The organism is Rhodanobacter sp. FW101-FHT13A11, assembly GCF_058790335.1.
Genome location: NZ_JBYTCN010000009.1, coordinates 42952 through 67163, shown reverse-complemented (window position 1 = coordinate 67163; position 24212 = coordinate 42952). Strand labels below are relative to the sequence as shown.

25 protein-coding genes are annotated in these 24212 nt (G+C 69.4%); 11 read left to right on the top strand and 14 right to left on the bottom strand.

The window, feature by feature from the left end:
- Position 1 precedes the first annotated feature (1 nt).
- The 10 genes from AC3WRN_RS11430 (at position 2) to AC3WRN_RS11385 (ending at position 9095) form a co-directional block, all read left to right on the top strand.
- Positions 2 to 508, top strand: coding sequence for a DinB family protein (locus AC3WRN_RS11430; protein ID WP_492623051.1), 507 nt, complete (start codon positions 2 to 4; stop codon positions 506 to 508).
- Positions 505 to 957, top strand: coding sequence for a GNAT family N-acetyltransferase (locus AC3WRN_RS11425; protein ID WP_068097703.1), 453 nt, complete (start codon positions 505 to 507; stop codon positions 955 to 957). The genes AC3WRN_RS11430 and AC3WRN_RS11425 overlap by 4 nt, the downstream gene beginning before the upstream one ends.
- Positions 958 to 977: 20 nt before the next feature.
- The gene (locus AC3WRN_RS11420; RefSeq protein WP_492623050.1) at positions 978 to 1325 is read left to right on the top strand and encodes a nuclear transport factor 2 family protein; all 348 of its coding nucleotides are present in this window, start codon (positions 978 to 980) and stop codon (positions 1323 to 1325) included.
- A gap of 13 nt (positions 1326 to 1338) precedes the next feature.
- Positions 1339 to 2472 (top strand): acetylornithine deacetylase, encoded by a 1134-nt coding sequence (locus AC3WRN_RS11415; RefSeq protein ID WP_492623049.1) that lies wholly within the window; start codon positions 1339 to 1341, stop codon positions 2470 to 2472.
- Positions 2473 to 2492: 20 nt separating this feature from the next.
- Positions 2493 to 3827, top strand: coding sequence for an acetylglutamate kinase (locus tag AC3WRN_RS11410; RefSeq protein ID WP_492623048.1), 1335 nt, complete (start codon positions 2493 to 2495; stop codon positions 3825 to 3827).
- A gap of 136 nt (positions 3828 to 3963) precedes the next feature.
- On the top strand, positions 3964 to 4923 hold the full coding sequence (gene argC, locus AC3WRN_RS11405; RefSeq protein WP_068097719.1) for an N-acetyl-gamma-glutamyl-phosphate reductase: 960 nt from the start codon (positions 3964 to 3966) through the stop codon (positions 4921 to 4923).
- An 85-nt stretch (positions 4924 to 5008) separates the two neighbouring features.
- Positions 5009 to 6304, top strand: coding sequence for an argininosuccinate lyase (gene argH / locus AC3WRN_RS11400; protein ID WP_492623047.1), 1296 nt, complete (start codon positions 5009 to 5011; stop codon positions 6302 to 6304).
- Between the two features lie 12 nt (positions 6305 to 6316).
- A complete protein-coding gene (locus tag AC3WRN_RS11395; RefSeq protein WP_492623046.1) occupies positions 6317 to 6679 on the top strand; it encodes a cupin domain-containing protein in 363 nt (120 codons plus the stop codon).
- The gene (proB, locus tag AC3WRN_RS11390) at positions 6676 to 7836 is read left to right on the top strand and encodes a glutamate 5-kinase (RefSeq protein WP_492623045.1); all 1161 of its coding nucleotides are present in this window, start codon (positions 6676 to 6678) and stop codon (positions 7834 to 7836) included. Before AC3WRN_RS11395 ends, proB begins: the two co-directional genes overlap by 4 nt.
- On the top strand, positions 7833 to 9095 hold the full coding sequence (locus AC3WRN_RS11385; protein WP_492623044.1) for a glutamate-5-semialdehyde dehydrogenase: 1263 nt from the start codon (positions 7833 to 7835) through the stop codon (positions 9093 to 9095). The genes proB and AC3WRN_RS11385 overlap by 4 nt, the downstream gene beginning before the upstream one ends.
- Positions 9096 to 9131: 36 nt before the next feature.
- Here AC3WRN_RS11385 and kynU read toward each other — a convergent pair whose 3' ends face one another.
- The 6 genes from kynU to AC3WRN_RS11355 all read right to left on the bottom strand — a co-directional run bounded on the left by kynU (position 9132) and on the right by AC3WRN_RS11355 (position 15918).
- Positions 9132 to 10424, bottom strand: a complete 1293-nt coding sequence (kynU, locus tag AC3WRN_RS11380) for a kynureninase (RefSeq protein ID WP_492623043.1) — start codon at positions 10422 to 10424, stop codon at positions 9132 to 9134.
- Positions 10425 to 10549: 125 nt separating this feature from the next.
- Positions 10550 to 11071 carry a hypothetical protein gene (locus AC3WRN_RS11375; RefSeq protein ID WP_492623042.1) on the bottom strand — a complete coding sequence of 174 codons (522 nt, stop codon included), beginning with the start codon at positions 11069 to 11071 and terminating at the stop codon, positions 10550 to 10552.
- Positions 11068 to 12102 (bottom strand): amidohydrolase family protein, encoded by a 1035-nt coding sequence (locus tag AC3WRN_RS11370; protein WP_492623041.1) that lies wholly within the window; start codon positions 12100 to 12102, stop codon positions 11068 to 11070. Before AC3WRN_RS11370 ends, AC3WRN_RS11375 begins: the two co-directional genes overlap by 4 nt.
- 64 nt (positions 12103 to 12166) lie before the next feature.
- Entirely contained in the window at positions 12167 to 14266 is a 2100-nt protein-coding gene (locus AC3WRN_RS11365) for an FUSC family protein (protein ID WP_492623040.1), read from the bottom strand.
- Positions 14267 to 14438: 172 nt separating this feature from the next.
- On the bottom strand, positions 14439 to 15002 hold the full coding sequence (gene efpL, locus AC3WRN_RS11360) for an elongation factor P-like protein EfpL (protein WP_492623039.1): 564 nt from the start codon (positions 15000 to 15002) through the stop codon (positions 14439 to 14441).
- A 148-nt stretch (positions 15003 to 15150) separates the two neighbouring features.
- The gene (locus AC3WRN_RS11355; RefSeq protein ID WP_492623038.1) at positions 15151 to 15918 is read right to left on the bottom strand and encodes an SDR family NAD(P)-dependent oxidoreductase; all 768 of its coding nucleotides are present in this window, start codon (positions 15916 to 15918) and stop codon (positions 15151 to 15153) included.
- 198 nt (positions 15919 to 16116) lie between these two features.
- Between AC3WRN_RS11355 and AC3WRN_RS11350 the strand changes: the two genes are divergently transcribed.
- Entirely contained in the window at positions 16117 to 16572 is a 456-nt protein-coding gene (locus AC3WRN_RS11350) for an RcnB family protein (RefSeq protein WP_492623037.1), read from the top strand.
- A 74-nt stretch (positions 16573 to 16646) separates the two neighbouring features.
- Here AC3WRN_RS11350 and AC3WRN_RS11345 read toward each other — a convergent pair whose 3' ends face one another.
- The 8 genes from AC3WRN_RS11345 to AC3WRN_RS11310 all read right to left on the bottom strand — a co-directional run bounded on the left by AC3WRN_RS11345 (position 16647) and on the right by AC3WRN_RS11310 (position 24101).
- Positions 16647 to 17210 (bottom strand): GNAT family N-acetyltransferase, encoded by a 564-nt coding sequence (locus AC3WRN_RS11345; RefSeq protein WP_068097766.1) that lies wholly within the window; start codon positions 17208 to 17210, stop codon positions 16647 to 16649.
- 10 nt (positions 17211 to 17220) lie between these two features.
- Complete coding sequence (locus tag AC3WRN_RS11340) at positions 17221 to 17823, bottom strand: YdeI/OmpD-associated family protein (RefSeq protein WP_492623036.1); 603 nt, start codon at positions 17821 to 17823, stop codon at positions 17221 to 17223.
- Positions 17824 to 17832: 9 nt separating this feature from the next.
- The gene (locus AC3WRN_RS11335) at positions 17833 to 18321 is read right to left on the bottom strand and encodes a GNAT family N-acetyltransferase (RefSeq protein ID WP_492623035.1); all 489 of its coding nucleotides are present in this window, start codon (positions 18319 to 18321) and stop codon (positions 17833 to 17835) included.
- Positions 18318 to 19637 carry a metal-dependent hydrolase family protein gene (locus AC3WRN_RS11330; protein ID WP_492623034.1) on the bottom strand — a complete coding sequence of 440 codons (1320 nt, stop codon included), beginning with the start codon at positions 19635 to 19637 and terminating at the stop codon, positions 18318 to 18320. The genes AC3WRN_RS11335 and AC3WRN_RS11330 overlap by 4 nt, the downstream gene beginning before the upstream one ends.
- 54 nt (positions 19638 to 19691) lie before the next feature.
- Entirely contained in the window at positions 19692 to 20594 is a 903-nt protein-coding gene (locus AC3WRN_RS11325) for a hydroxymethylglutaryl-CoA lyase (RefSeq protein WP_492623033.1), read from the bottom strand.
- A gap of 94 nt (positions 20595 to 20688) precedes the next feature.
- Positions 20689 to 22677 carry an acetyl/propionyl/methylcrotonyl-CoA carboxylase subunit alpha gene (locus AC3WRN_RS11320; RefSeq protein ID WP_492623032.1) on the bottom strand — a complete coding sequence of 663 codons (1989 nt, stop codon included), beginning with the start codon at positions 22675 to 22677 and terminating at the stop codon, positions 20689 to 20691.
- Positions 22678 to 22779: 102 nt separating this feature from the next.
- Positions 22780 to 23298 carry a cupin domain-containing protein gene (locus AC3WRN_RS11315; RefSeq protein WP_492623031.1) on the bottom strand — a complete coding sequence of 173 codons (519 nt, stop codon included), beginning with the start codon at positions 23296 to 23298 and terminating at the stop codon, positions 22780 to 22782.
- Complete coding sequence (locus AC3WRN_RS11310) at positions 23295 to 24101, bottom strand: enoyl-CoA hydratase-related protein (RefSeq protein ID WP_492623030.1); 807 nt, start codon at positions 24099 to 24101, stop codon at positions 23295 to 23297. The genes AC3WRN_RS11315 and AC3WRN_RS11310 overlap by 4 nt, the downstream gene beginning before the upstream one ends.
- Between the last annotated feature and the right edge of the window lie 111 nt (positions 24102 to 24212).

Sequence of the window (24212 nt, the reverse complement as noted above, 5' to 3'; positions counted from 1 at the left end):
CATGTTCGCGTCCCTGTTCGCGTACAAGGCGTGGGCAAACGCCAGCATGCTGGAGGCGATGCTCGCCATCGACGGTGAGCGTTTCCCCGAGCAGCGGCGCAAGGCCATCCGCGTGATGAACCACACGTTCGTGGTGGATCGGATCTTTGCGGCGCATCTGTCAGGCGAACCGAACCCGCATGCCGCCACCAACACCGAGGATACGCCGGAGCTGCCGGCGTTGACGGAAAGCATCCGCGCCGGCGACGCGTGGCTGGCCGGCTATGCGCGCGAACTACCTCCGGAACAACTGGGCGAGCGCATCCGCTTCCGTTTCACCGACGGCAAGGCAGGCGAGATGTCGCGCGCCGAGATGCTGCAGCACCTGATCGTGCATGGCGCCTATCACCGCGGCGCGGTCGGGCAGATCCTCGATGCGTTGTCGCTGCCGCGCCCCGCCGACACGATCAATGTCTATCTACATGCGGCGGAGCCATGGCGTCGTGAGCACGGAGGTGTCGGCCGGTGAATATCCTGCAGGTCAGCACGGACAAGGACAGCCTCGACATCGGGCTGATCCATCGCTTCCTTTCCACCGAGGCCTACTGGAGCCGCGACATCCCGCGCGCAACGGTGGAGCGGGCCGTCGCCGGATCGCTGTGTTTCGGCGGCTATGTCGACGGACGCCAGGTGGCGTTCGCGCGGGTGGTCACCGACGGCGCCACGTTCGGCTATCTGGCGGACGTGTTCGTGCTGCCGGAGCACCGTGGGCATGGCCACTCCAAGACGCTGGTGGCGGCGGTCATGGCGCATCCGCAATTGCAGGGCTTGCGGCGCTTCATGCTCGCCACGGCCGATGCGCACAGTCTGTACGAGAAATTCGGCTTCGCACCGTCCGCCCGGCCCGAACGTCTGATGGAAATCCTTCGCCCCGATCTCTACACCCAGGCCGCCGGAAGCGCGGTGGCCATCCCATGAATTCCCACGCGGACTCCTGCATGTCTGATATCGCCGCTCCTGTGGTTCGGCAGTTCGAAGCGTACAACCGCCACGATCTCGAAGCCTTCCTGGCCTGTTTTTCGGACGACTTCCGTTCGTGGCGCATGCCTGCGGAAACGCCGTCGGTACAGGGTAAGCCGGCGTTGGCCGCTTTCTACGCCGAGCACCGCTTCAACAATCCGAAGCTGAAGGCGGAGCTGATCTCGCGCACCGTGGTCGGCAACAAGGTGTTCGACCACGAGCTGATCCATGGCCTTGGCGAGCCGCCGCTGGAGAACATGGCGGTGTTCGAGGTATGCGAGGGATTGATCCAATCGGCGTGGTTCTATTCCGCCAACCCGCAATGAGCGCAATGACGAAATGAGCGACTTACTGCAATCCACACTGGAACACCTCAAGGCGCTGGTGTCGTTCGATACCCGCAACCCTCCGCGCGCGATCACCACGGGGGGCATCTTCGACTATATCCGCGCGCACTTGCCCGGCTTCGACGTCGCGGTTACCGACCACGGCGCCGGCGCCGTGGGTCTGCATGCGGTGCGCGGCCAGCCGAAGCTGCTGTTCAACGTGCACCTGGACACGGTGCCCGACTCGCCGGCGTGGACGGCCAGCCCGCACGAGCTGCGCGTGACGACGGACCGCGCCATCGGCCTCGGTGCCTGCGACATCAAGGGTGCGGCGGCGGCATTGCTGGCGGTGGCGAACGCCGGCAGCGGCGACATGGCGCTGCTGTTCACCACGGACGAAGAGGCCAACGATCCGCGCTGCATCGCCGGCTTCCTCGCGGACAAGCCGGCTTACGATGCGGTGATCGTGGCCGAGCCCACCAAGGGCGAGGCGGTGCTGGCGCATCGCGGCATCCAGTCGGTGCTGATGCGCTTCGCCGGCCACGCCGGCCACGCCTCGGGCGAGCAGAAGCCCGGCGACAGCGCGCTGCACCAGGCGGTGCGCTGGGGCGATGCGGCGCTGGATTTCGTGGCGGCGCAGGCGCACGAGCGTTTCGGCGGACTCACCGGCCTGCGTTTCAACATCGGCCGCATCGAGGGTGGCATCAAGGCGAACATGATCGCACCCAGTGCGGAGGTGCGCTTCGGCATGCGGCCTTTGCCGACGATGCATCCCGACGGCCTGCTGGAACGTTTCCGCACCCTGGTCGAGCCCATGCCGGCCGAGTTCGCTGAGACCTTCCGCGGCCCCTCGCTGCCGGCGGGCGACACCGCCACCGCCGAGGCGCGCCGGCTGGCCGCGCGCGATCTCGCCGACGAGCTGGGAATCCCCGTGGGCAACGCGGTGGATTTCTGGACCGAGGCGGCGCTGTTCTCCGCCGCCGGCTACACCGCCTTCGTGTACGGCCCCGGCGACATCGCCCAGGCGCACAGCGCCGACGAATGGGTCGCGCTCGACCAGCTCCAACACTACGCAGAAGTTGTTTTTCGCCTTGTTGAAAAGTGCGGCCAGGGACGGCCGCTTTTTGACTCTCGCGTTCACGGATGAACGCACAGGAAAACATAACCATGGAAACGCACAAGCACACCCGCAAGACGATCGTGCGCCTGCTCTCGAGCATGGGCAGCGCGAAGGAAATCCAGCAATACCTCAAGCGCTTCTCCGAGCTGGACGCCAAGCGCTTCGCCATGGTCAAGGTCGGCGGCGCGGTGCTGCGCGATGAGCTGGCCGACCTCGCCTCCTCGCTCACCTTCCTGCAGCAGGTGGGACTGACCCCGATCGTGCTGCACGGCGCCGGTCCGCAGCTGGACGAGGAACTGGCCGCCGCCGGCATCGGGAAGCAGACCGTGGGCGGCCTGCGCGTGACCTCGCCGAAGGCGCTGGGCATCGTGCGGCGCGTGTTCATGCAGCAGAACCTGAAGCTGGTCGAGGCGCTGCAGTCGATGGACACCCGCGCCACCGCGGTGCCGTCGGGCGTGTTCATGGCCAGCTACCTCGACCGCGACACCTTGGGGCTGGTCGGCAAGGTGGAGAGCATCAACCTGGCGCCGATCGAGGCCAGCCTGCGCGCGAACTCCATCCCGGTGATCGCCAGCCTGGGCGAAACCGACGAGGGGCAGATCCTCAACGTCAACGCCGACGTCGCCGCGAACGAACTGGTGCGCGTGCTGCAGCCGTACAAGATCGTGTTCCTCACCGGCACCGGCGGCCTGCTCGACGGCCAGGGCAAGGTGATCGACTCGATCAACCTCAGCACCGAGTTCGACCACCTGATGGCGCAGCCGTGGATCAGCGGCGGCATGCGCCTGAAGATCGAGCAGATCGCCGACCTGCTGGCCGACCTGCCGCTGACCTCGTCGGTGTCGATCACCCGGCCGTCCGAGCTGGCCAAGGAACTGTTCACCCACAAGGGTTCGGGCACCCTGGTGCGGCGTGGCGAGAAGGTGCTGCGCTTCGATTCCTGGGAAGGCGTGGACCGCGCACGCATGCGCGAGCTGATCGAATCCAGCTTCGGCCGCACCCTGGTGCCGGACTATTTCGAGCGCACCAGGGCGTTCCGCATCTACGTCAGCGAGAACTACCGCGCTGCGATGATCCTCACCATGGAACATGTCGACAACGAGCAGGGCCTGCCGTACCTGGACAAGTTCGCCGTGCTCGACGACGCGCAGGGCGAAGGCCTGGGCCGCGCGGTGTGGCAGGTGATGCGCGAGGAAAATCCGCAGTTGTTCTGGCGCTCGCGCCACAACAACCAGGTCAACATCTTCTACTACGCCGAGTCCGACGGCTGCCTCAAGCAGCCGCGCTGGAAGGTGTTCTGGTACGGGCTGGACGGCAACTTCGACACCATCGCCCGCTGCGTGGCGCATTGCGCGCAACGCCAGCCGACGCTGGTGGGATGAGACAACGACTCCCTCCCCTGTAAAGCAGGGGAGGGTTGGGGAGGGGTGCTCTTGGCTCCAAAGCCGGAGCTTTACCCCCTCCCAACCTCCCCTTGCGAAGCAGGGGGAGGGGCAAAAGCTTGGCAGGAGTGAATCGGTGACAAACGACAAAAAGAGCATCGGCATCGTCGGCGCGCGCGGCCATACCGGCGTGGAGCTGATCCGCCTGATCGCGGCGCATCCCGCGCTGGAGCTGGCTTTCGTCTCCTCGCGCGAGTTGGACGGCCAGTGCGTGGCCGACCACGTCGACGGCTTCGCCGGCGGACTGCGCTACGCCAGCCTGGACCCGGCCGCCGTGGCGGCGCAGGGCGCCGACGTGGTGATCCTGGCGCTGCCGAACGGCAAGGCGGCGCCGTTCGTGGCGGCCATCGGCGCGGCGAAGCCGGACACGCTGATCCTGGACCTCTCCGCCGACTACCGCTTCGACAAGACCTGGTACTACGGCCTGCCCGAACTCACCCGCGGCAAGTGGCGGGGCGAGAAACGGATCAGCAACCCAGGCTGTTACGCCACCGCCATGCAGCTTTCCGTCGCGCCGCTGAAGGACCTGCTGGCCGCGCCGCCGGTGTGCTTCGGCGTCTCCGGCTATTCCGGCGCCGGCACCACGCCGTCGGACAAGAACGATCCGGACAAGCTGCGCGACAACCTGATGCCGTACGCGCTCACCGGCCACATGCACGAGAAGGAAGCCTCGTTCCAGCTCGGCGTGCCGGTGGAATTCATGCCGCACGTGGCGCCGCACTTCCGCGGGCTCACCGTCACCAGCAACCTGTATCTCTCGCGGCCGATGAAGCGCGAGGAGGTGCTGCAGCGCTTCCGGCATGCCTATGGCGACGAGAAGCTGGTATCGGTACTGGACGAGGCGCCGTGGGTCAGCCGCATCGCCCACAAGCACCACACCGAGATCGGTGGCTTCGCGCTGTCGGCCGACGGCAAGCGCGTGGTGATCGTGGCCACACTGGACAACCTGCTCAAGGGCGCCGCCACCCAGGCGATGCAGAACATCAACCGCGCGATCGGCGTGGACGAGTACACCGCCATTCCGGTGGAGCCGTAGGAGCGCACCCTGTGCGCGACCGCTTCGCCCGGAACCAACCATCAAGCCATCGCGCACAGGGTGCGCTCCTACAGGATCTCCCACGATGACTCAGCCGCTGTGGCAAAAATCCGGCGTCCAGATCGACGCGAGGATCATGCAGTTCCTCGCCGGCGACGACGTGCTGCTCGACCGCGAGTTCTTCCTGCACGACATCGCTGCCAGCAAGGCGCATGTGGAAGGGTTGGCCAACATCGGCGTGGTCAGCGCCGACGAGGCGGCGGCGCTGAAGCGCGAACTGGATGCGCTCGCCGAAGACTTCCGCAACGGCAGCTTCGTGCTCGACGAGCGCTACGAGGACGGCCACTCCGCCATCGAGGCGCGCCTGACCGAGCGCCTCGGCGATGCCGGTCGCCGCGTGCATACCGGGCGCAGCCGCAACGACCAGATCCTGGTCGCCACGCGGCTGTGGCTGAAGGACAAGCTGGCCGCGCTCGAGGCGCATTGCCGTGCCATCGCGCAAGTCTGCCTCGAGCGCGCCGCGCAACCGGCACTGCCGCTGCCGGGCTACACCCACCTGCAACGCGCGGTAGTGTCCTCCACCGCGATGTGGTTCGCCGGGTTCGCCGAGGGCTTCATCGACAATGCCCTGAGGGCGCGGCAGACGCTGGTGCTGATCGACGCGAACCCGCTCGGCACCGCCGCCGGCTACGGCGTGAACCTGAAGCTGGACCGCGAGCACACCACCAGGGCGCTCGGCTTCGCGCGCATGCAGCTCAGCCCGATCTACGCGCAGCTGTCGCGCGGCAAGTTCGAGATGGCCGTGCTGGAAGCGATCGCCGGAGCGCTGCTCGACCTGCGCCGGCTGGCGTGGGACCTGTCACTGTTCACCACCGCCGAATTCAACTTCGTGCATCTGCCGGCCGAGTACACCACCGGCAGCTCGATCATGCCGAACAAGCGCAACCCCGACGTGATCGAATTGCTGCGTGCCAGCTACGCCAGCGTGGCCGCCGCGCGCACCGAGATCGAGCAGTTGCTGTCGCTGCCTTCCGGCTACCAGCGCGACCTGCAGTTCTCCAAGGGTTCGATCTTCCACGGCGTGCGCCACGGCCTGATGGCGCTGGAGCTGGTGCCCGACCTGCTGGCGCGGCTTGAGTGGAACGGAGCGGCGATGCGCGCGGCGATCGAGCCGGCGATGTACGCCACCGACGTGGCGATCGAGCAGGCCGCCGCCGGCGTGCCGTTCCGCGATGCGTATCGCGCCGCCGCGGAAACCGCGGCATCCGCGGGGCAGGGACGCACGCCGGAAGGCAGCCTCGCCGCCCGCGTCTCGCCGGGTGCCGGCAACGACCTGCGGCTGGATGAGCTGCGGGCGCGTATGGATCAACTCGATCATTGAAGAGGGCACGACATGGCGACGGTCAGCACGGCGAACGCGCAGCACTACCTCTGGGGCGATGCCTGCGACGGTTGGCACCTGCTGGCCGGCGGCGACCTCAGCGTGATCGAGGAGCGCATGCCGCCGGGCGCCGCCGAACAGCGTCACCTGCATGCGCGGGCGCGCCAGTTCTTCTACCTGCTGGAAGGCACGGCCACGCTGGAGCTGGGCGGCGTGACGCACCGGTTGCAGCGCGGTGAAGGCCTGCACGTGCCGCCCGGCGCCGCGCACCAGATGCGCAACGACAGCGCCGTCGACGTCCGGTTCCTCGTGGTCTCCGCGCCGAAGAGCCATGGCGACCGCGCGCCGGCGCCGCGGGCGGAGGGCGCCACATGAGCACGCTGGCCGAGCAGGCGCTGCCGCGCTGGCGCCGTGCGGTGCTGAAGGTGGGCAGCAACCTGCTCGCCGCCGACGGCGGCGGCCTCACCCCGCGCCATGCCGAGGCGCTGGCCGCCTTCATCGCCGCCAGCCACGCCGAAGGCCGCGAGGTGGTGCTGGTGTCCTCCGGCGCGGTGGCGGCGGGACGCGCGTTGCTGCGCGAGCATGCGAGCCACGGCGGCGGACTGGCCGCACGGCAGGCGCTGGCCGCGCTGGGCCAGGCGCCGATGGTCGCGCTGTGGCAGTCCCTGAGCGCGCGGCCGGTGGCGCAGGTGCTGCTGACCCACGACGACCTGCGCAACCGCCGCCGCTACCTCAACGCGCGCGCCACCCTGCGCGAGCTGCTGCAGCTCGGCGTGCTGCCGGTGGTCAACGAGAACGACACCGTCTCGGTGGACGAGTTGAAGCTCGGCGACAACGACAACCTCGCCGCCATCGTGGCCGCGCTGGTCGATGCCGACCTGCTGCTGATCGCCTCCGACGTCGATGCGCTGTACAGCGCCGATCCGCGGCGCGATCCCGCTGCCGTGCCGATCGTGCACGTTGCCGCGCTTACGCCGGAGATCGCCGCCATGGCCGGCGACAGCGGCAGCGCGGTCGGCACCGGCGGCATGCGCACCAAGCTGCAGGCGGCGGCGAAGGCCGCCGCGGCCGGCATCCCCACGGCCTTGTTCAGCGGCCGCGAGACAGCCACCGTGCAGGCGCTGCAGCGCGGGCAGCTGCGTGGAACCCTGATCGCCGCGGCCGCCACGCGGTTGCAGGCGCGCAAGTACTGGCTGCGCCACGCACCCGCGGCGCCGGGCCGCATCCGCGTCGACGCCGGCGCCGCGAAGGCGCTGGCCGGCGGCCGCGTCTCGCTGCTGCCAGGCGGCGTGGTGGGTGCCGACGGCGAGTTCCACCGCGGCGACCTGGTCGAGATTGTCGATGCCGCCGGCATCGCCATCGCGCGCGGGCTCAGCCAGTACGGTGCCGCCGAGGTGCGCCGGCTGGCCGGGCGGCACAGCCGCGAGATCGACGGCGCGCTCGGCTACAGCTACGGCGACGAGGTGGTGCATCGCGACGACCTCGTCACCATGAACCGCCCGGTGGCATCCGGGCAGGAAATCGAGTCATGAGCACGATCAGGGAACAGGCGCTGGCCTGCCGCGATGCCGCCCAGGTGGTCGCCATACTCGACACCGGGGCGAAGCGCGCGCTGTTGCGCGACATGGCCGCGGCGCTGGAAGCGCAGTCCGCCGCGGTGCTGGCCGCCAACGCCGAGGACATGCGCCAGGCCGTGGCGAAAGGCGTGCAGGGCGCCATGCTCGACCGCCTGCGGCTGGACGAAGCACGCGTGGCCGGCATCGCCGGCGCGTTGCGCGAGGTGGCCGAACTGCCCGATCCGGTCGGCGTGGTCACCCGCCGCGAGACGCGCCCGAACGGGCTGTCGATCGAACGCGTGCGCATCCCGCTGGGCGTGGTCGCGATGATCTACGAGGCACGCCCCAACGTCACCGCCGATGCCGCGGCGCTGTGCCTGATGGCCGGCAACGCGGTGATCCTGCGCGGCGGTTCCGAGGCGATCCATTCCAACCTCGCCATCGCCGCGGCATTGCACGCCGCGCTGCGCGCGCACGGCGTGCCCGAGGCCGCGGTGACGGTGTTGCAGGACCTCAGCCGCGGAGCGATGGTCGAGCTGCTGCAGCTGAGCGACATCGTCGACCTCGCCATCCCGCGCGGCGGCGAAGGCCTGATCCGCTTCGTCGCCGAGCACGCGCGGGTGCCGGTGATCAAGCACTACAAGGGTGTCTGCCACCTGTACGTGGACCGCGCCGCCGACCTCGACCTGGCGTTGAACCTGCTGGTCGACGGCAAGACCTCGCGCCCCGGCGTGTGCAACGCGCTGGAGACGCTGCTGGTGCACCGCGACGTGGCCGAAGCGTTCCTGCCGCAGGCGGCGCAGGCACTGCGCGAGCGCGGTGTCGAACTGCGTGGCGACGAGCGCAGCCGCGTGCTGGTGCCCGCCATGCAACCTGCCAGCGAGGACGACTACGCCGCCGAATTCCTCGACCTGATCCTCGCCGTGCGCGTGGTCGACGATCTCGACGCCGCCATCGCCCACATCCGCCGCTACGGCTCCGACCATACCGAAGTCATCGCCACCGCCGCCGAAGCCGCCGCGCAACGCTTCGTGCAGGCGATCCGCTCCGCCGTGGTGATGGTCAACGCCTCCTCGCGCTTCAGCGACGGCGGCGAACTCGGCCTCGGCGCCGAGATCGGCATCTCCACCACGCGCCTGCACGCTTACGGCCCGATGGGCGCCGAGGCGCTCACGGTGGAGCGCTTCGTGGTGCGTGGGGAAGGGCAGGTGAGGCATCCGCAGAGCCGGGCGTAATGTTGGACGTCTGCGTTCGGCTGCGGTGTCAATCGGTCAGCCGCGACTCCACTCCCGCACCGCCTCCGCAAACGCCAGACAATCCGCAAACCGGTTGTACAGCGGCGCAGGCGAGATGCGGATCACGTCGGGTTCGCGCCAGTCGCCGATGATGCCGTGGGCCATCAGGTGTTCGAACAGGGCGCGGCCGCGTTCGCGGCCGCCGGTCACGCGGATCGACAGCTGGGCGCCGCGGCGTGCGGGGTCGGCAGGGGTCACCACCTGCAGCACGTCGGCGAGTCGGGTCTGCACCAGCCATTCCAGGTAGCCGGTGAGCTGCAGCGATTTTTCGCGCAGGCGATCCATGCCGGCGCGGCGGAAGATCTCCAGCGACACGCGCAGCGGGGCCAGCGCGAGGATCGGCGGGTTGGACAGCTGCCAGCCGTCGGCGCCGGGGGTGGGGTGGAACTCCGGGCCCATCTGGAAGCGCGTGGTCTTGTCGTGGCCCCACCAGCCGGCGAAGCGCGGCAGCGCGGCGGTGGCGTGGCGCTCGTGCACGAAGGCGCCGCCGATCGCGCCGGGGCCGCTGTTCAGGTATTTGTAGCTGCACCAGATGGCGAAGTCGGCGCCGCTGTCGTGCAGTTGCAGCGGCAGGTTGCCGACCGCGTGGGCGAGGTCGAAGCCGACCGTGCAGTCGTGCCGGTGCCCCAGCGCGCTGATCGCCTTGAGGTCGAACGCCTGGCCGGTGCGGTACTGCACGCCGGGCAGCAGCACCAGCGCGATCTGCTTGCCGTGCTCGGCCAGCGCGCGCTCGATCGCCTGCATCGAGGTGGTGCCGTTCGGTTCGTCGGCCTCCAGCTCGATCAGCGACAGCGCGGGACTGAAGCCGTGGAAGCGGACCTGCGACTCCACCGCGTAACGGTCGGTGGGAAAGGCACCGGCCTCGATCAGGATGGCATGGCGCTCGGGCGTGGGGCGGTAGAAGCTCACCATCATCAGGTGCAGGTTCACGCCCAGGGTGTTCATCGCCACCACTTCGGCGGGCCGGGCACCGACCACGGCGGCGAGGTCGTCGCGGACGAACTCGTGGTAGTCCATCCACGGCAGGCGGCCCTTGAAGTGGCCTTCCACCGCGAGTTCGCCCCAGTAGTCCAGCTCAGCGTTGACCGCCTCGCGCACCGCGCGCGGCTGCAGGCCCAGCGAGTTGCCGCAGAAGTACACGCTGTCTGACGGCCGGCTGTCGTGCCCTTCGTGCGGCGGGATCAGGAACTCGTCGCGGAAGGCGCGCAGCGGGTCGGCGGCGTCGCGGGCCTGGGCCCAGTCGAGGGTGGCTTCGAAACTTGCGGACATTGGGTATCTCTTCGAGGTGTTGGCTCATCTTCCCCGCGTACGGGAAGGGGGAGAGCGTGCGCGAAGATCAAGAGCAACCCCTCCCCAGCCCTCCCCTGCGAAGCAGGGGAGGGAGCGATGCGGGTTTACTTCAGTTGCGCGGCGATGGCGTTGCAGCCCTTGTCGAATTCGGCTTTCCAGGCGGCGCCGGCCTGGCTCTGGCTGGGGCGCATGCAGCGCAGCTGGATCGCCTGGCCGTTCTTGAACCAGTAGTGCTCGACGTAGCTGAACTCGGCGCCGTTTTCCTGGGCGGTGTAGAGGTTGCTGTTGGGGCTGGGCGGCACCGCGGCGGCCTTGTAGCCGGGCAGGGCCAGTGCCTTGGCGGTGGCGTCGCCCATGTACTGCTGGAACCCGCTGATGTCGCGCACCTGCTTCACCGTCACGGTGACGCGGGCCAGGCTGTTCCTGCCGGTGGGCGAGGGGTCGGGCACCTGGAACACGCGGGCCTCGGGGTCGCCCTCGGTTTCCATGATGCCGAGCCAGCCGCCCGGCGTGCTGAAGTGGACGCTGCCGCCGGCCATGCTGACGTCGGCGGCACGGCTGCCGCCGACCGCCAGCAGGCCAGCGGCGAAGGCGATTGCGAGAGTGGTGCTGCGCAGGAGGCTCATGCGGATTCCTCGGAGATGGGATCGGGGGCGAAACGGTGGCGGGGCAGTCCCAGCCATTCCAGCGCGGTGCCGTGGAACAGCCGCGCGCGATCGGCTTCGTCCAGGCCCAGCGCCTCGATGCCGCTGCCGGGTTCCTGCTCCCCCAGCGGGAAAGGATAGTCGGTGCCGAGCATCACCTGGCGGGCACCCGTCACATCCAGCAGATAGCGCAGCGAGCGGTCGTCGTGCACGCAGGAGTCGAAGTAGAAACGCTGGAGGTATTCGCGCGGGTTGCGCGGGTTGTCGGTGGCGACCAGGTCCGGGCGCATCCGGAAGCCGTGCTCGATGCGGCCGATGGTGGCCGGGAAGCTGCCGCCGCCGTGGGCCAGCATCACGCGCAGCTTCGGCAGCCGCTCCAGCACGCCACCGAAGGCCAGGCAGCAGGCGGCGCGCGACTGCTCGGCCGGCATGCCGACCAGCCATGGCATCCAGTACTTGGGCATCGACGCCGCGCCCATCATGTCCCACGGATGCACCAGCACCGCGGCGCCGAGGTCGGCGGCGGCCTCGAAGAACGGGAACAGCTCCGGCGCGTCCAGGTTCCAGTCGCCGCAGTGCGAGCCGATCTGCACGCCCTGCAGGCCCAGTTCGTCGATGCAGCGTTCCAGCTCGCGCACGGCCAGGTCCGGCGCCTGCAGCGGCACCGTACCGATGCCGGCGTAGTGGCGCGGATGGTCGCGGCAGATGCTGGCCATGTGGCCGTTGAGGTGGCGGTGCAGTTCCAGCGCCTGGTGTCCCGGCGCCCAGTACGAGAACAGCACCGGCACGGTGGAGATCACCTGCACGCTGACGCCGAAGCGGGCGTAGTCGTCGATGCGCGTCTGCGGGTCGAACGCCGAATCCCACACTTCGCGGAAGAAGCGGCTGTCCTTGTAGATGCGGTGGCGCCCGTCGGTGTGGGTCATCACCGGAAAGCGGTCGTCGCCGTACTTGGCCGCCAGGTTGGGCCAGTCGCGGGGCAGGATGTGCGCGTGGGTGTCGATCTTGAGCATCCGCGCAGTGTAAAACCTCCGCACAGTGGCGTCGCGTTGCGCCCGCACATGGCGCGGCGCGGGGTTACGCCGATGCCTGGTTCGCTCCGGCGGCAGGCTCCTGCGCGCCGCGCTTCATGACGTGGGCCAGCGTGTTGACGTTGTCGACCAGGCGGTCGCTGATCCGCGCCAGCAGCTCGAGCGCGACGCGGTCGCCGCCTTCCTGCATCGACGTGACCAGCTCGCGCTGCATGGCGCGCAGCTCGGGCAGGGCGCCGAGCGGCTGCTGCTCGCGCAGCGCCGCGGCGATGGCCTGCACCGCGTCGGCGGCCTGTTCGACGAAGTGGCGGATGGCGGAGGCTGCTGGCAGCGCGGCGAGGTCGTCGAGGGTGGCTTCCAGCGTCATCGCGGTGCGCGCCAGGCGGTTGCCGTTGGCGAACAGCGCGCGGGCCAGCGCCAGCAGTTCCGGCGGCGTGGCCGGCTCGGTGCGCATGCGGTCGATCGAGGCTTGCGCATTGGTGCGCGCGGTGCGCGCCGCGGTGCGGGTGTCGTCGTGCGCGCCGGTCTGCCCGGGTTGCGCCAGCGCGCGCAGGTAGCTGGCGTAGGCGCCCAGCATCACCGCCAGCGCGGCGCGGGCGCGGCCGCGTTCCCAGGTCGGCCAGGCCACGTAGGCGAGCATGGCCATGCCGCAGCCGAGCGCGGTGTTGAGCACCCGGTCCGCCACCGCCAGCCCGGGATTGACGCCGTCGAAGGACAGCAGGATCACCACGGTGCCGGTCAGCGCCGCCACCGCGATGCCGTAGTGCGCGCCGGCCAGGTAGCGGAACGCCATGCACAGCACCGCCATCAGGGCCAGGTGCGCCCATGGCTCGTCCGGCGCGATGCGCAACAGCACGGTGGTGAGCACCAGCCCGAGCACGGTGCCGAGCACGCGCAGCAGGCCGAAATTGAAGGTGGCGGCGAAGTCCGGACGCAACACGATCGCCGCGGTCATCGGCAGCCAGTAGCCGTGCGGCAAGTGCAGCAGGCGCGAGAACCACAATGCGGCGGTGAGGCAGGCCGCCATGCGCACGGCGTGGCGGAACGCCACCGAACGCGGGGTGAGGTTGGCGCGCAGGGTGGCCCAGCTGGAATTGCTGCGCAGCGATCTGGGCAGCCGCGTCTCCGCCTCGCTGGCGCGCAGTTCGCCGCCGCTGCCGGCCCAGTCGGCGTTGCGCACGGCGGCGGCCAGCTGGCCGGCCAGCGCGTGGATGTGCGCAGCCAGGCCGCTGGCGCGATCGCTGCCGTCGAGCAGGGCGTACTCGCTGGCGCGCAGGGTCTGCAGTGCGCGGCCGGCCTGTTCGGGCGAGTCGCCCCGTTCCAGCGCGTCGGCGATCGCCGCCAGCACGCGGGCGGCGTCGCCGCGGAACATCGCGTGGATGGTCGGGTCGGCGTGCAGCGCGGTCATCGCGGTGAGTTCCAGCCGGATCCGCTCGGCCAGTTCCAGCAGCACGCCGAATGCCTCCATCGCGCGGCCATGCGCACGGTCGCGGCCGAGCAAGGTGTGCTGCAGCGTGGTCATCGCCTCGGTCAGCGCGGGCACGTCGGCTTCGTCGTGCGACGGCTGCCGGGCCACCGCGGCCAGCCCGGCATACACCTCGGCCAGCGCCAGTCGTTCCGGCCAGTAGCGTTGCAGCGGCCACGCCGCCAGCGAGAATGCCGTGAGCAGCAGGCCGCCGGCGAAGATCAGCGCAGCGCCGCCAAGCGCGTGGCCGAGGGAGGCCGGCGTGGACGCGGTGATCACCAGCAGGATCATGCTGGTCATGCCGACCCGCGCGGTATCCGTGCCGAACACCACCAGCAGGCCGCCGAAGAAGCCGCAGGCGGCGGTGGCGAGCAGGATCGGCAGCAGCAGGCCGCCGATCAGGAAACCCACCAGGGCGGCGAGGCCGGCGGCCAGCGACGCCAGCAGCAGTTGCCGCAGGCGCTGGCGGTACGGCCCGGGCTGGTCGGAGAACATCGTGTCCAGCGCGCCGGCGGCCACGCCCAGCCCGATCTGCGGGTAGCCGGTGGCCATGCCCGCGGCCAGCGGCAGCACCACCGCCGCGGTATTGCGCAGCACCACCCGCAGCGGCACGTCCGGCCGCTTGATGTGGGTCAGGCTCTCGATCGCATGGGCGCGTAGCGAATAGGCGCTGGAGGACATGGGAGGGCCAGGAGTGAGTGAAGAGGAGTGAGAAGCGAGAGAGGAGCCGTGACTCGGGCAAGGTTACCGTGCCGCCCGATCCGATGCTCCACGGCCTGCGTGGGACGAGAAGCGGAGCAACCTCGAACCGTTTTATCTCTCGTTTCTCACTCCTCTCCCCTCACCTCTGCCCTCAGGCCCTGCCGGCGAACTCGCCGGTCAGCGTGTTCACCCACACCTTTTCGTCGTTGGTGATGTACTCGGGCACCTGGATCTCGATGCCGGTGCCGAGCTTGGCCGGCTTGGTGCGCTTGGTGGCGCTGGCGCCTTTCATCTCCGGGGCAGTGTCGACCACGGTCAGCACCACGCTGGTGGGCACCTGCAGGCCCACCGGGGCGTCGTCGATCAGCTGCACGTAGTAGCCCTCGACCTCCTCCACGATGTAGCCGGCGTTGTCGCCGACCAGCTCGGGCGAAAGCAGGTACTGGGTGTAGTCCTCGGCATCCATGAACACGAACGCGTCGCCGTCCATGTAGGAGAAGTTGGCGGCGCGGCGCACCAGGTCCATCTCTCTCAGGTCGTCGTCGGCGCGCAGGCTGAGGTCGAACTTGCGTGCGCCCGGGATCGAATACATGGTGAAACGGAAGGTGACATTGCCGCCGCGCGCGGTAGGCGCGCTGCGCTCGATGTCGCGCACCTGGTAGACGGTGCCGTCGTGTTCGACCACGTTGCCTTTCTTGACGTCGGAAGCTTTCATGAGTGCCCGGGGAGTAAATGATCTATTTGAAGAGTGCGGCCATGGATGGCCGCTTTTTGACTTTCGCGCCCATGGACGGGCGCACTTATTTGAAGAGTGCGGCCATGGATGGCCGCTTTTTGACTTTCGCGCTCATGGATGAGCGCACTTACTTCGCCGCCAGCCGCACCGCGCCGTCGAGGCGGATCGTCTCGCCGTTGATGTAGCGGTTGCCGAGGATGAAGGCGACCGTCGAGGCGAACTCCGCCGGCTGGCCCAGCCGCGAGGGAAACGGGATCGACGCGCTCAGCGACTGCTGCACCGCGTCGGGCATGCCGTCGACCATCGGGGTCCAGAAGATGCCCGGCGCGATGGTCGCCACGCGGATGCCGAAGCGCGCCAGCTCGCGCGCCATCGGCAGGGTCATGCCGACCACGCCGCCCTTGGAGGCGGAGTAGGCGGCCTGGCCGATCTGGCCTTCGTAGGCGGCCACGCTGGCGGTGTTGATGATCACGCCGCGCTCGCCGTCCTCGCCTGCCGCGTTGCCCTGCATCAATGCCGCGCCGGACTTGGCCACGTTGAAGCTGCCGACCAGGTTCACCATCACGGTGGTGGCGAAGGTGGAGAGCGGCATCGGGCCTTCCTTGCCCAGCACGCGGCCGGCGCCGAGGATGCCGGCGCAGTTCATCACCACGTTGAGGCCGCCCATCGCGTGGTGCGCGGCAGCCACGTTGGTGGCCACGCCGTCCTCGGAGGTGACGTCGGTGCGGAAGAAACGCGCGGCCCCGCCCAGTTCCCTCGCGGCGGCCTGGCCCTTGTCCTCGTTGACGTCGAACAGTGCGACCCTGCCGCCGTTCGCCACCAGATGCTGCGCCACCGCGTGGCCGAGACCGGAGGCGCCACCGGTGATGATTGCCTTGACCTGATCGAGCCGCATGGGGAATCCTTGGTAGCCAACGTCGAAAGGCCGCCATGGTAGCCGACCGGCGCGGGTTGCTGCAGGCTGAACGCGAAATCTGCCGTGGCAGGGGATTCACGCCGCGTTGGGGCGTCGGCGGCCATCTTGGACCCGAACCACCGGGCAGTCCGGGTTCGTCCGGGCAGGCCTTTTTCCATCGAGGATGGGGAGCAATGCATGAAGAAGCTACTGAGTCTGTCTGCCGTTTTGGGTGCCATGCTGATGCTGGCCAGCGGCTCCGCGCTGGCCCAGGGCAATGGTCATGGCCGGGGCCATGGGCATGATCGCGACCGCTACGAACAGCAGGATGATGGCGATCGCGGATACAACGACGACGGCGATCGCTACGTGCGCTACGAAGACGGCGACGACCAGGGCAACGGCCATGGTCGCGGCCACGCCTATGGCCATTACAAGAACTGGCATGATCGCGGCCGCCACGAAGGGTGGTACAAGCGCGGCGGCTACCTGCCGGAGGAATACCGCAGCACCCGCTACGTGGTGACGGACTGGCGCCAGTACGACCTGCGCGAACCGCCACGCGGCTACCGTTGGGTGCGCAGCGACAGCGGCGACTACCTGCTGGTGGCGATCGCCACCGGCGTGATCGTCGACCTGCTGCTCAACCACTAGGCGCCAGCCGGCGCATCACCGGGGCCGACGGCGTGCCTGCGACCTGCAGGCACGCCGTTTTCGTTGCGGCAGGTTTAGCCCAGCAGGGCGTGCAGCGCCGGCGTATCGGCAAGTGCCTGGAACGGCGTCACGGGTTGCGGCGGAGTGGCGGCCGGCTGAAGTTCCTTCTGCCAGACGCCCACGTCCCACCATTGCCCCAGCTTGTAGCCGCACTGGCGCCACACCCCCGCGGGGGCGAAACCCATCGTTTCGTGCATCGCCACGCTGGCGGTGCCGGGCAGGGTGATCACACCGACGGCCTGAGTGAGGCCCTGCAGCCGCATCACGTCCAGCAGCACGCCGTAGAGCCGGCGCGCGATGCCGCGGCGGTGCGCATCGTGGCGCACGTAGATCGAGGTTTCGGCGATCCAGTCGTAGGCGGCGCGCTCGCGAAAGCGCCCGGCGTAGGCGTAGGCCAGCACTTCGCCGTCCTCCTCCCACGCCAGCCACGGGTAGTGCCTGAGGCGCGCGCGCAGGCGTTCGCGCATGGCGTCGACGCCGGGCAGCTCGGTCTCGAAGGTGGCCACGCCGTCGCTGACCGACGGCGCGTAGATCGCGTGGATGGCGGCGGCGTCTTCGTCGCGGGCGATGCGGATCATGAACGGGCTCTCAGCATGTCTCGTATTTCCAGTTGCGCCGCTTGCCTTCGGCCAGCCACTCCAGGGTGGTAGTGAGGCGTTTCTGGCGGGTGGCGTCAGTCTTCGCCTCGGCGATCCAGTCGACGTACTCGCGCTGCGCGCCGGGCGGGAAGCTCGCCCAAGCCTTGCGCGCGGCGGCGTGCTGGCGCTTGGCGAGCAGGGCGGACAGGTCGCCCGGCAGCGTCGGCGCGGGCTTCGCCGCAGCCTTCGGACGCACCTTCTTCACCCCGGCCGCGTTCAGCGCCATCGCCCTCTTCAGGTGGGCGGCGAGCTGCCTGTCCGATGGCAGATCCTGCAGCGTGGCGAGCTTGCCGAACTGGCCCATGCCGTCCTCATCGCTGCCGCCGGTGACTTCTTTCGACAACCAGAAACCGAAGCTGCAGTGCTGCTTGAACGCGGCCATCATGCACATCGGCGCGGCCTTGTAGCCGAAGAACGGCATGCCCCACTTGATGCCTTCCTCCACCTCGGGGCAGGCAGCGTGCACGCGGGTGCGCAGGTGTTCCAGGAGCGGCCGGGCGAACTCGGCGGATTTCGCGATATAGGCGTCGACGCGGGGGTCGTGGTTCGCCATGGCGTGGCCTCACAACTCGCGGATGAAGAAGTGGTCGCAGCTGAAATGGCCGGTACCGCCCATCGGCGCGCACAGCGGAGTGAAACCGCTGCGCCGGTACAGCGCCTGGGCCGCGTCCATGCCGGTCAGCGTTTCCAGGTAGCAGCGCTTGAAGCCGTGCGCGCGGGCCGCGTCGAGGCAGCGCTGCATCATCGCTGTGCCCGCGCCGATGCCGCGCGCCGCGGGCAGGAAGTACATCTTGCGCAGTTCGCACACCTCCGGCTCGCCGCCTTCCAGCGGCGCCACGCCGCCACCGCCGATCACCACGCCGTCGCGCTCGACCACGAAATAGCTGCAGCGCGGCTGCGCATAGGCCTGGGACATGGTGTCCACCTCGGCGTCGTGGATGGCGAAACCGGGGCCGTCGGCACCGAACTCGGGCATCACGCTGCGGATGATCGCGGCCATCGCCGCGTTGTCGGAGGGCTCGATCGGGCGGATCAGGAAGGTCTCGGTCATGGCGTGCGGTCGGGGGTGCGGTAGGGAAGGCCGGCCTTCATCACGAAGACCGGGTGCCGCAGGGTGTCGATCTGCGTGCTGGGATCGCCGTCGAACGCGGCGAGGTCGGCGGCGAGGCCCGGCGCGATGCGGCCGAAGCGTTGCGACTGGCGCAGGATCTTTGCCGCCACGTCGGTGGCCGCGTGCAGCGCCTGCGCCGGGGTCATGCCGTAGGCCACCATCGCGGCCGGTTCGCGCCAGTTGTCGCCATGGGTGAACACGCCGACGTCGCTGCCGTTGCCGATCGTCACGCCGAGCTTCAGCGCGATGCGGAACGCATGCTCGGCCTCGCGCATGCGTTCGGTGGGCTCGCTGCGGCCCGGCACGTAGTGCTGGAAATACTCGGCGGTGGCGGCGACCGCGGTGAGCGTGGGCTCGTAGGCGATGCCGCGCTGCTTCAGCAGCTTGAACGTGGCCTCGCTGGCGCCGTAGCCGTGTTCCACGCTGTCCACGCCGGCTTCCACCGCCATGCGCACGCCGGCGTCGCTGGCCGCGTGCACGGCAACCGGGCGACCGATCTGGTGCGCGGTGTCGACCAGCGCTTTCAACTCGGCGGGGGTGAAGGTGGGCGCGGTCCCGCCGTCGGGGCCGACGCGGTAGTCGCCGTAGATCTTGATCCAGTCGGCCCCGCGCGCGGCCTGTTCGCGCACCGCCGCCATCGCCTGGTCGACCCCGCTGACTTCCTGCGCGCCGCCGGGCAGTTCGAGGTCGGGGCGGAAGCCGCGCGGGCCGGGGCCGTAGCTGGCGGTGGCGACGATCGCGCGGGTGGCCACGAACAGCCGCGGGCCGGGGATCAGGCCTTCCTCGATCGCGCGCTTCACCGACACGTCGGCGTAGCCGGCGCCCTCGGTGCCGAGGTCGCGCAGGGTGGTGAAGCCGGCCAGCAGGGTGGTCTTCGCGTGGGCGGCGGCTTCCAGCGTGCGGTAGTCCTGCGGCTCGGTGAGCACCTGGTCGTTCCACAGCGTCTCGTTGTACGGATGCAGGAACAGGTGCGAGTGCAGGTCGATCAGGCCGGGCGTCAGCGTGGCGCCGGGCAGCTCGACGCGCTGCGCACCGGCCGGCGCCTGGATCGATGCGGCCGGCCCCACCGCGGCGATCGCGCCGTCGTGCACCAGCACCGCCCAGCCGCCGTGCGCGGCGTCGCCGTCGGCGGTCCATACGCGTTCGGGCAGCAGCAGCCAGTCGCCCTTCGGCGTGGCGGCGGTCGCGGACAGGGAACACAGCAGGAGCAGCAGGATCGCCGCCGTTTGCCACCAGGTCGTCAGGCTTGCGCGCATCGCTTGGGTCCGGTCAGCCGAAGCGCCGATGATAGCGAGCTTTTCGCGGAGTGTTCAGGCCGCGGCGGTGCGCGCGCGGGTGACCCGGCTGGCGGTTTCCTTGTGCAGTTGCGCGGCCAGCCAGGCGCCGGTGGCGACGAGCAGGTCGAGGTCGATGCCGGTCTCCATGCCCAGGCCGTGCAGCATGTAGACCACGTCCTCGCTGGCCACGTTGCCGGTGGCGCCCTTCGCATACGGACAGCCGCCGGTGCCGGAGACGGCGCTGTCGACCACGCGCACGCCTTCTTCCAGGCAAGCCAGGATGTTCGCCAGCGCCTGGCCGTAGGTGTCGTGGAAGTGCACGGCCAGGGCGTCCATCGGCACTTCCTGCGCCACCGCGTGCAGCATCGCGCGCGCCTTCGCCGGCGTACCAACGCCGATGGTGTCGCCCAGCGAGATCTCGTGACAGCCCAGCTCGTACATGCGCCGCGCCACGCGCACCACGTCGGCTATCGGTACCTCGCCCTGGTACGGGCAGCCGAGCACGGTGGAGACATAGCCGCGCACCTGCACGCCGTCAGCCAGGGCCTGTTCCATCACCGGGATGAAGCGCTCGATCGACTCGTCGATCGAGGCGTTGATGTTCTTGCGGTTGAACGCTTCCGACGCGGCGGTGAACACCGCGATCTCACGCGCGCCGACTTCGCGTGCGCGCTGGTAGCCCTGCAGGTTCGGCACCAGCACCGGATAGCTCACGCCCGGCACCTTGCGGATGCCGTGGAACACCTCGGCCGCGTCGGCAAGCTGCGGCACCCATTTCGGGCTGACGAAGCTGGTGGCCTCGATCGTCTGCAGGCCGGTGGAGGAGAGCCGGTCGATCAACGCGATCTTCACCTCGGCCGGCAGCAGGGTCTTCTCATTCTGCAGACCGTCGCGGGCGCCGACTTCGACGATGCGGACGTGATTGGACGGGTTCATCGGATGCTCCAGATTCTTGTAGGAGCGCACCCTGTGCGCGATGCTTTTCGTCGTTATTCAAGAGCGATCGCGCACAGGGTGCGCTCCTACGGGCTCAGGCCACGAATTTCACCAGCACGGCGTCGGCCTCGACGAACTCGCCTTGCGTCGTGTTCACGCTCTCGATGGTGCCGGCGCGTGGCGCCTTCAAGGCCAGCTCCATCTTCATCGCCTCCATCACCAGCAGTTCCTGGCCCTGTTCGACCACGTCGCCGGCCTCGGCCTTCACCAGCACGATGCGGCCGGGCATCGGCGCGGTCACCTGGTTGCCACCGGCGGCGTCCTTCGATTCCCAGGCGAACGCGGCGGCGCGGCTGAAGCTGTAGCGCTGGCCACGGGCGTCGTGCAGCAGCACATGGGCGGCGTCGCTGCGCAGCGGCACGCGGCGCGCCTCGCCGTCGAAGCGGGCGCTGAGGCCGTCGTCTTGCAGGCGCGCGCCGCGGACTTCGCAGCATGCCTCGGCATGGCGCAGCCGGTAGTCGCCGGCGTGGCCGTGCGCCTCGATCTCGAATCGCCGTTCGCGCGAGGCCAGCGCCACGATGCGCTTGCCGGCGTGGCCGATGCGCCAGGCATCGGCGCGCACCCACGGAGAATGAGGGTCGGTCGCGGCGCCCTGCACGTGCAGCTCGTCATGCAGCAGCGCGGCGGTGGCGGCGGCGAACAGCACGTCGTCGCTCGGCGCCACGTCGCCGACCAGGAACTCGTCGAGGTGGCGGTCGAGATAGCCCGTGTCGATGCGCCCGTCGACCACCGCCGGGTGCCGCGCCAGCCGTTCGAGGAAGCCGATGTTGGATTTCGGGCCGATGATTTCGCACGCGGCCAGCGCCTCGCGCAGCCGCTGCATGGCCTGCGGGCGGTTACGGTCGAACACGATCAGCTTGGCGATCATCGGGTCGTAGAAGATCGTCACGGTGTCGCCTTCGATCACGCCGCCGTCCAGGCGCACGTGTGCCGACGGCGCGGGCAGGCGCAGCGTCTGCAGCTTGCCGGAGCCGGGCAGGAAGTTCTGGTCGGGATCTTCCGCGTACAGGCGCACCTCGATCGCATGGCCGTGCGCGTGCACCTGGTCCTGCGTCAGCGGCAGCGGTTCGCCCGCGGCCACGCGCAGCTGCCATTCGACAAGGTCCAGGCCGAGCGTCAGTTCGGTAACCGGATGCTCGACCTGCAGGCGCGTGTTCATCTCCATGAAGAAAAACTCGCCACTCTGGGCGACGATGAATTCCACCGTGCCGGCGCCGACGTAGTCGACCGCCTTCGCCGCGGCCACCGCGGCCTCGCCCATTGCGCGGCGGCGGGCGGCATCGAGGAACGGCGAGGGGGTTTCCTCCAGCACCTTCTGGTAGCGGCGCTGGGCCGAGCACTCGCGCTCGTTGAGGTGGATCACCTTGCCCAGCGTGTCGCCGAACACCTGGAACTCGATGTGGCGCGGATGCTCGACGTAGCGCTCTAGGATCATCCGCGCGTCGCCGAAGGAGCCGGTGGCTTCACGCTGCGCCGAAGCCAGTGCGTCGGCGAACTCGGCCGCGCTGCGCACGATGCGCATGCCCTTGCCGCCGCCGCCGGCTGCGGCCTTGATCATCAGCGGGAAGCCGGTCTTCGCGGCCTGTTTGGCGAGATGACCTACGTCCTGATTCTCGCCGTGGTAGCCCGGCACCAGCGGCACGGCGTGCTGCTCCATCAGCGCCTTGGCGGCGGCCTTGGAACCCATCGCGTCGATGCTCGCGGGCTTCGGTCCGATGAAGGCGATGCCGGCGTCGCTGCAGGCGCGGGCGAAACCGGTGTTCTCGGACAGGAAGCCGTAGCCGGGGTGGATCGCCTGCGCGCCGGTCTGCTTCGCCACGTCGAGGATGACGTCGCCGCGCAGGTACGAGTCGGCCGGGCGCGGTCCGCCGATCGGCCACGCCTCGTCGGCCTGCCGCACGTGCTGCGCGTCGCGGTCGGCTTCCGAATACACCGCGATGGTGTGGATGCCGAGGCGGCGGCAGGTGCGGATCACGCGGCAGGCGATTTCGCCGCGGTTGGCGATCAGTACGCGTTCGAACATGCGGGGTTCCCGAAGCCGTTGGTGTCGATGCAAAGCCACTCAAACTAACAGATTGCGGTGCCGGGGCCGATGCGCGGCGCAGCATGGCACGCCGCGCCGGAGTCATTCGCCGTCCCAGTAGTCGAGCGAATCCTGCTGCCGCCCGAGCACTCGGAATTTCCGCGGCTGGTCGTCCGCATCGCGCAGGCTGTCGTCGAACACCAGGTACTTGCCGGAATCCGGGTATTCGCAAATGTCCGGTGTTTCGTTGGTGCCGATCGCCAGGTAGCGCAGTTCGACGCTGCCGGTGTTGATGATCTGGTGTGCGGTTTCCGGGCCGCCGGGCGGGCAGGCGATGATGTCGCCGGCACGCAGCGGATAGCGCGCGTCGCCGTAGCGCAGCTCGCCGCTGCCTTCGAGGATGAAGAACATTTCTTCCGCGACGCGGTGGTTGTGGAACGGGCAGTTGCGCTTGCCCGGCGCCACCACGGTGAGGTTGTAGCCGAGCTTGCGTGCGCCGATCCGGCTGGCGATCTCGCCCCAGCGGATGTCGTAGCCCGCGGCGTGCTTGCCGGTGGGTGTCATGGCGGGATCGACCGACTGCAGTTCGATCTGGTCAAGGTTGATGACCGGCCCGCTCATGGCACGTTTCCCGCGGCACCGACCCATGCCGGCGCGCGCTTGTCGAGGAAGGCGCCGAGGCCGTGCTGACCCTCCGGCGATACGCGCAGGCGGGCGATCAGTTCGGCGTTGGCGGCATCGATGCGCTCGGCTTGCGCCGGGTCGGCGCCGCCGATGCGCAAGGCCAGCCGCTTCGCCTCGCGCTGGGCCAGCGGGCCGGCCTTGCTCAGCAGGTGGAGCTGGCGCTCGATCGCCTCGTCCAGTTCGCCTGCGCATACCACCGCGTGCAGCAGGCCGATGCGCGCCGCGGCGGCGGCATCGAATACCTCGCCGGTGACGAACAGCCGGCGCGCCTCGCGCAGGCCGATCGCGGCGATCACGTACGGCGAGATCACCGCCGGCACCAGGCCCAGCTTCACTTCCGACAGCGCGAACTTGGCGGTGTCCACGCCGATCGCGATGTCGCAGCAGGCGACCAGGCCCACGCCGCCGCCGTAGGCGGCGCCGTTGACGCGGGCGATGGTTGGCTTGGACAGGAACTGCAGGTTGCGCATCAGCCGCGCCAGGCGCAGCGAGTCCTCGCGGTTTTCCTGCTCGCTGGCGGTCGCCATGCCGCGCATCCAGTTGAGATCGGCACCGGCGGAAAAGCAACTGCCGTTGCCGCTCAGCACCACCGCGCGCACGGCCGGGTCGGCGTCGGCGGCCGCCAGTGCGTCGGTCAGCGCGGCGATCAGTGCGTCGTCGAACGCGTTGTGGATCTGCGGGCGGTTCAGGGTGAGCCAGGCGACCGCGCCGCGGCGTTCGCTGAGGATGGAATCGGTCATCGGTCGTCCCTGCTGCAAATAACCCGATGATAAACCGGGGTGCGACAACAGGCTGTGGTGCAGCGGGCCGGGTGTGGGTTTATAATGCGAATTATTCTTATTTGAGAATCC

Bases quoted from the DNA above. Each gene is read 5' to 3' on its own strand.
- AC3WRN_RS11430 (WP_492623051.1), top strand. From the start codon at position 2: ATGTTCGCGTCCCTGTTCGCGTACAAGGCGTGGGCAAACGCCAGCATG.
- AC3WRN_RS11420 (WP_492623050.1), top strand. From the start codon at position 978: ATGTCTGATATCGCCGCTCCTGTGGTTCGGCAGTTCGAAGCGTACAAC.
- AC3WRN_RS11415 (WP_492623049.1), top strand. From the start codon at position 1,339: ATGAGCGACTTACTGCAATCCACACTGGAACACCTCAAGGCGCTGGTG.
- AC3WRN_RS11410 (WP_492623048.1), top strand. From the start codon at position 2,493: ATGGAAACGCACAAGCACACCCGCAAGACGATCGTGCGCCTGCTCTCG.
- argH (WP_492623047.1), top strand. From the start codon at position 5,009: ATGACTCAGCCGCTGTGGCAAAAATCCGGCGTCCAGATCGACGCGAGG.
- AC3WRN_RS11395 (WP_492623046.1), top strand. From the start codon at position 6,317: ATGGCGACGGTCAGCACGGCGAACGCGCAGCACTACCTCTGGGGCGAT.
- proB (WP_492623045.1), top strand. From the start codon at position 6,676: ATGAGCACGCTGGCCGAGCAGGCGCTGCCGCGCTGGCGCCGTGCGGTG.
- AC3WRN_RS11385 (WP_492623044.1), top strand. From the start codon at position 7,833: ATGAGCACGATCAGGGAACAGGCGCTGGCCTGCCGCGATGCCGCCCAG.
- kynU (WP_492623043.1), bottom strand. From the start codon at position 10,424: ATGTCCGCAAGTTTCGAAGCCACCCTCGACTGGGCCCAGGCCCGCGAC.
- AC3WRN_RS11375 (WP_492623042.1), bottom strand. From the start codon at position 11,071: ATGAGCCTCCTGCGCAGCACCACTCTCGCAATCGCCTTCGCCGCTGGC.
- AC3WRN_RS11370 (WP_492623041.1), bottom strand. From the start codon at position 12,102: ATGCTCAAGATCGACACCCACGCGCACATCCTGCCCCGCGACTGGCCC.
- AC3WRN_RS11365 (WP_492623040.1), bottom strand. From the start codon at position 14,266: ATGTCCTCCAGCGCCTATTCGCTACGCGCCCATGCGATCGAGAGCCTG.
- efpL (WP_492623039.1), bottom strand. From the start codon at position 15,002: ATGAAAGCTTCCGACGTCAAGAAAGGCAACGTGGTCGAACACGACGGC.
- AC3WRN_RS11355 (WP_492623038.1), bottom strand. From the start codon at position 15,918: ATGCGGCTCGATCAGGTCAAGGCAATCATCACCGGTGGCGCCTCCGGT.
- AC3WRN_RS11350 (WP_492623037.1), top strand. From the start codon at position 16,117: ATGAAGAAGCTACTGAGTCTGTCTGCCGTTTTGGGTGCCATGCTGATG.
- AC3WRN_RS11345 (WP_068097766.1), bottom strand. From the start codon at position 17,210: ATGATCCGCATCGCCCGCGACGAAGACGCCGCCGCCATCCACGCGATC.
- AC3WRN_RS11340 (WP_492623036.1), bottom strand. From the start codon at position 17,823: ATGGCGAACCACGACCCCCGCGTCGACGCCTATATCGCGAAATCCGCC.
- AC3WRN_RS11335 (WP_492623035.1), bottom strand. From the start codon at position 18,321: ATGACCGAGACCTTCCTGATCCGCCCGATCGAGCCCTCCGACAACGCG.
- AC3WRN_RS11330 (WP_492623034.1), bottom strand. From the start codon at position 19,637: ATGCGCGCAAGCCTGACGACCTGGTGGCAAACGGCGGCGATCCTGCTG.
- AC3WRN_RS11325 (WP_492623033.1), bottom strand. From the start codon at position 20,594: ATGAACCCGTCCAATCACGTCCGCATCGTCGAAGTCGGCGCCCGCGAC.
- AC3WRN_RS11320 (WP_492623032.1), bottom strand. From the start codon at position 22,677: ATGTTCGAACGCGTACTGATCGCCAACCGCGGCGAAATCGCCTGCCGC.
- AC3WRN_RS11315 (WP_492623031.1), bottom strand. From the start codon at position 23,298: ATGAGCGGGCCGGTCATCAACCTTGACCAGATCGAACTGCAGTCGGTC.
- AC3WRN_RS11310 (WP_492623030.1), bottom strand. From the start codon at position 24,101: ATGACCGATTCCATCCTCAGCGAACGCCGCGGCGCGGTCGCCTGGCTC.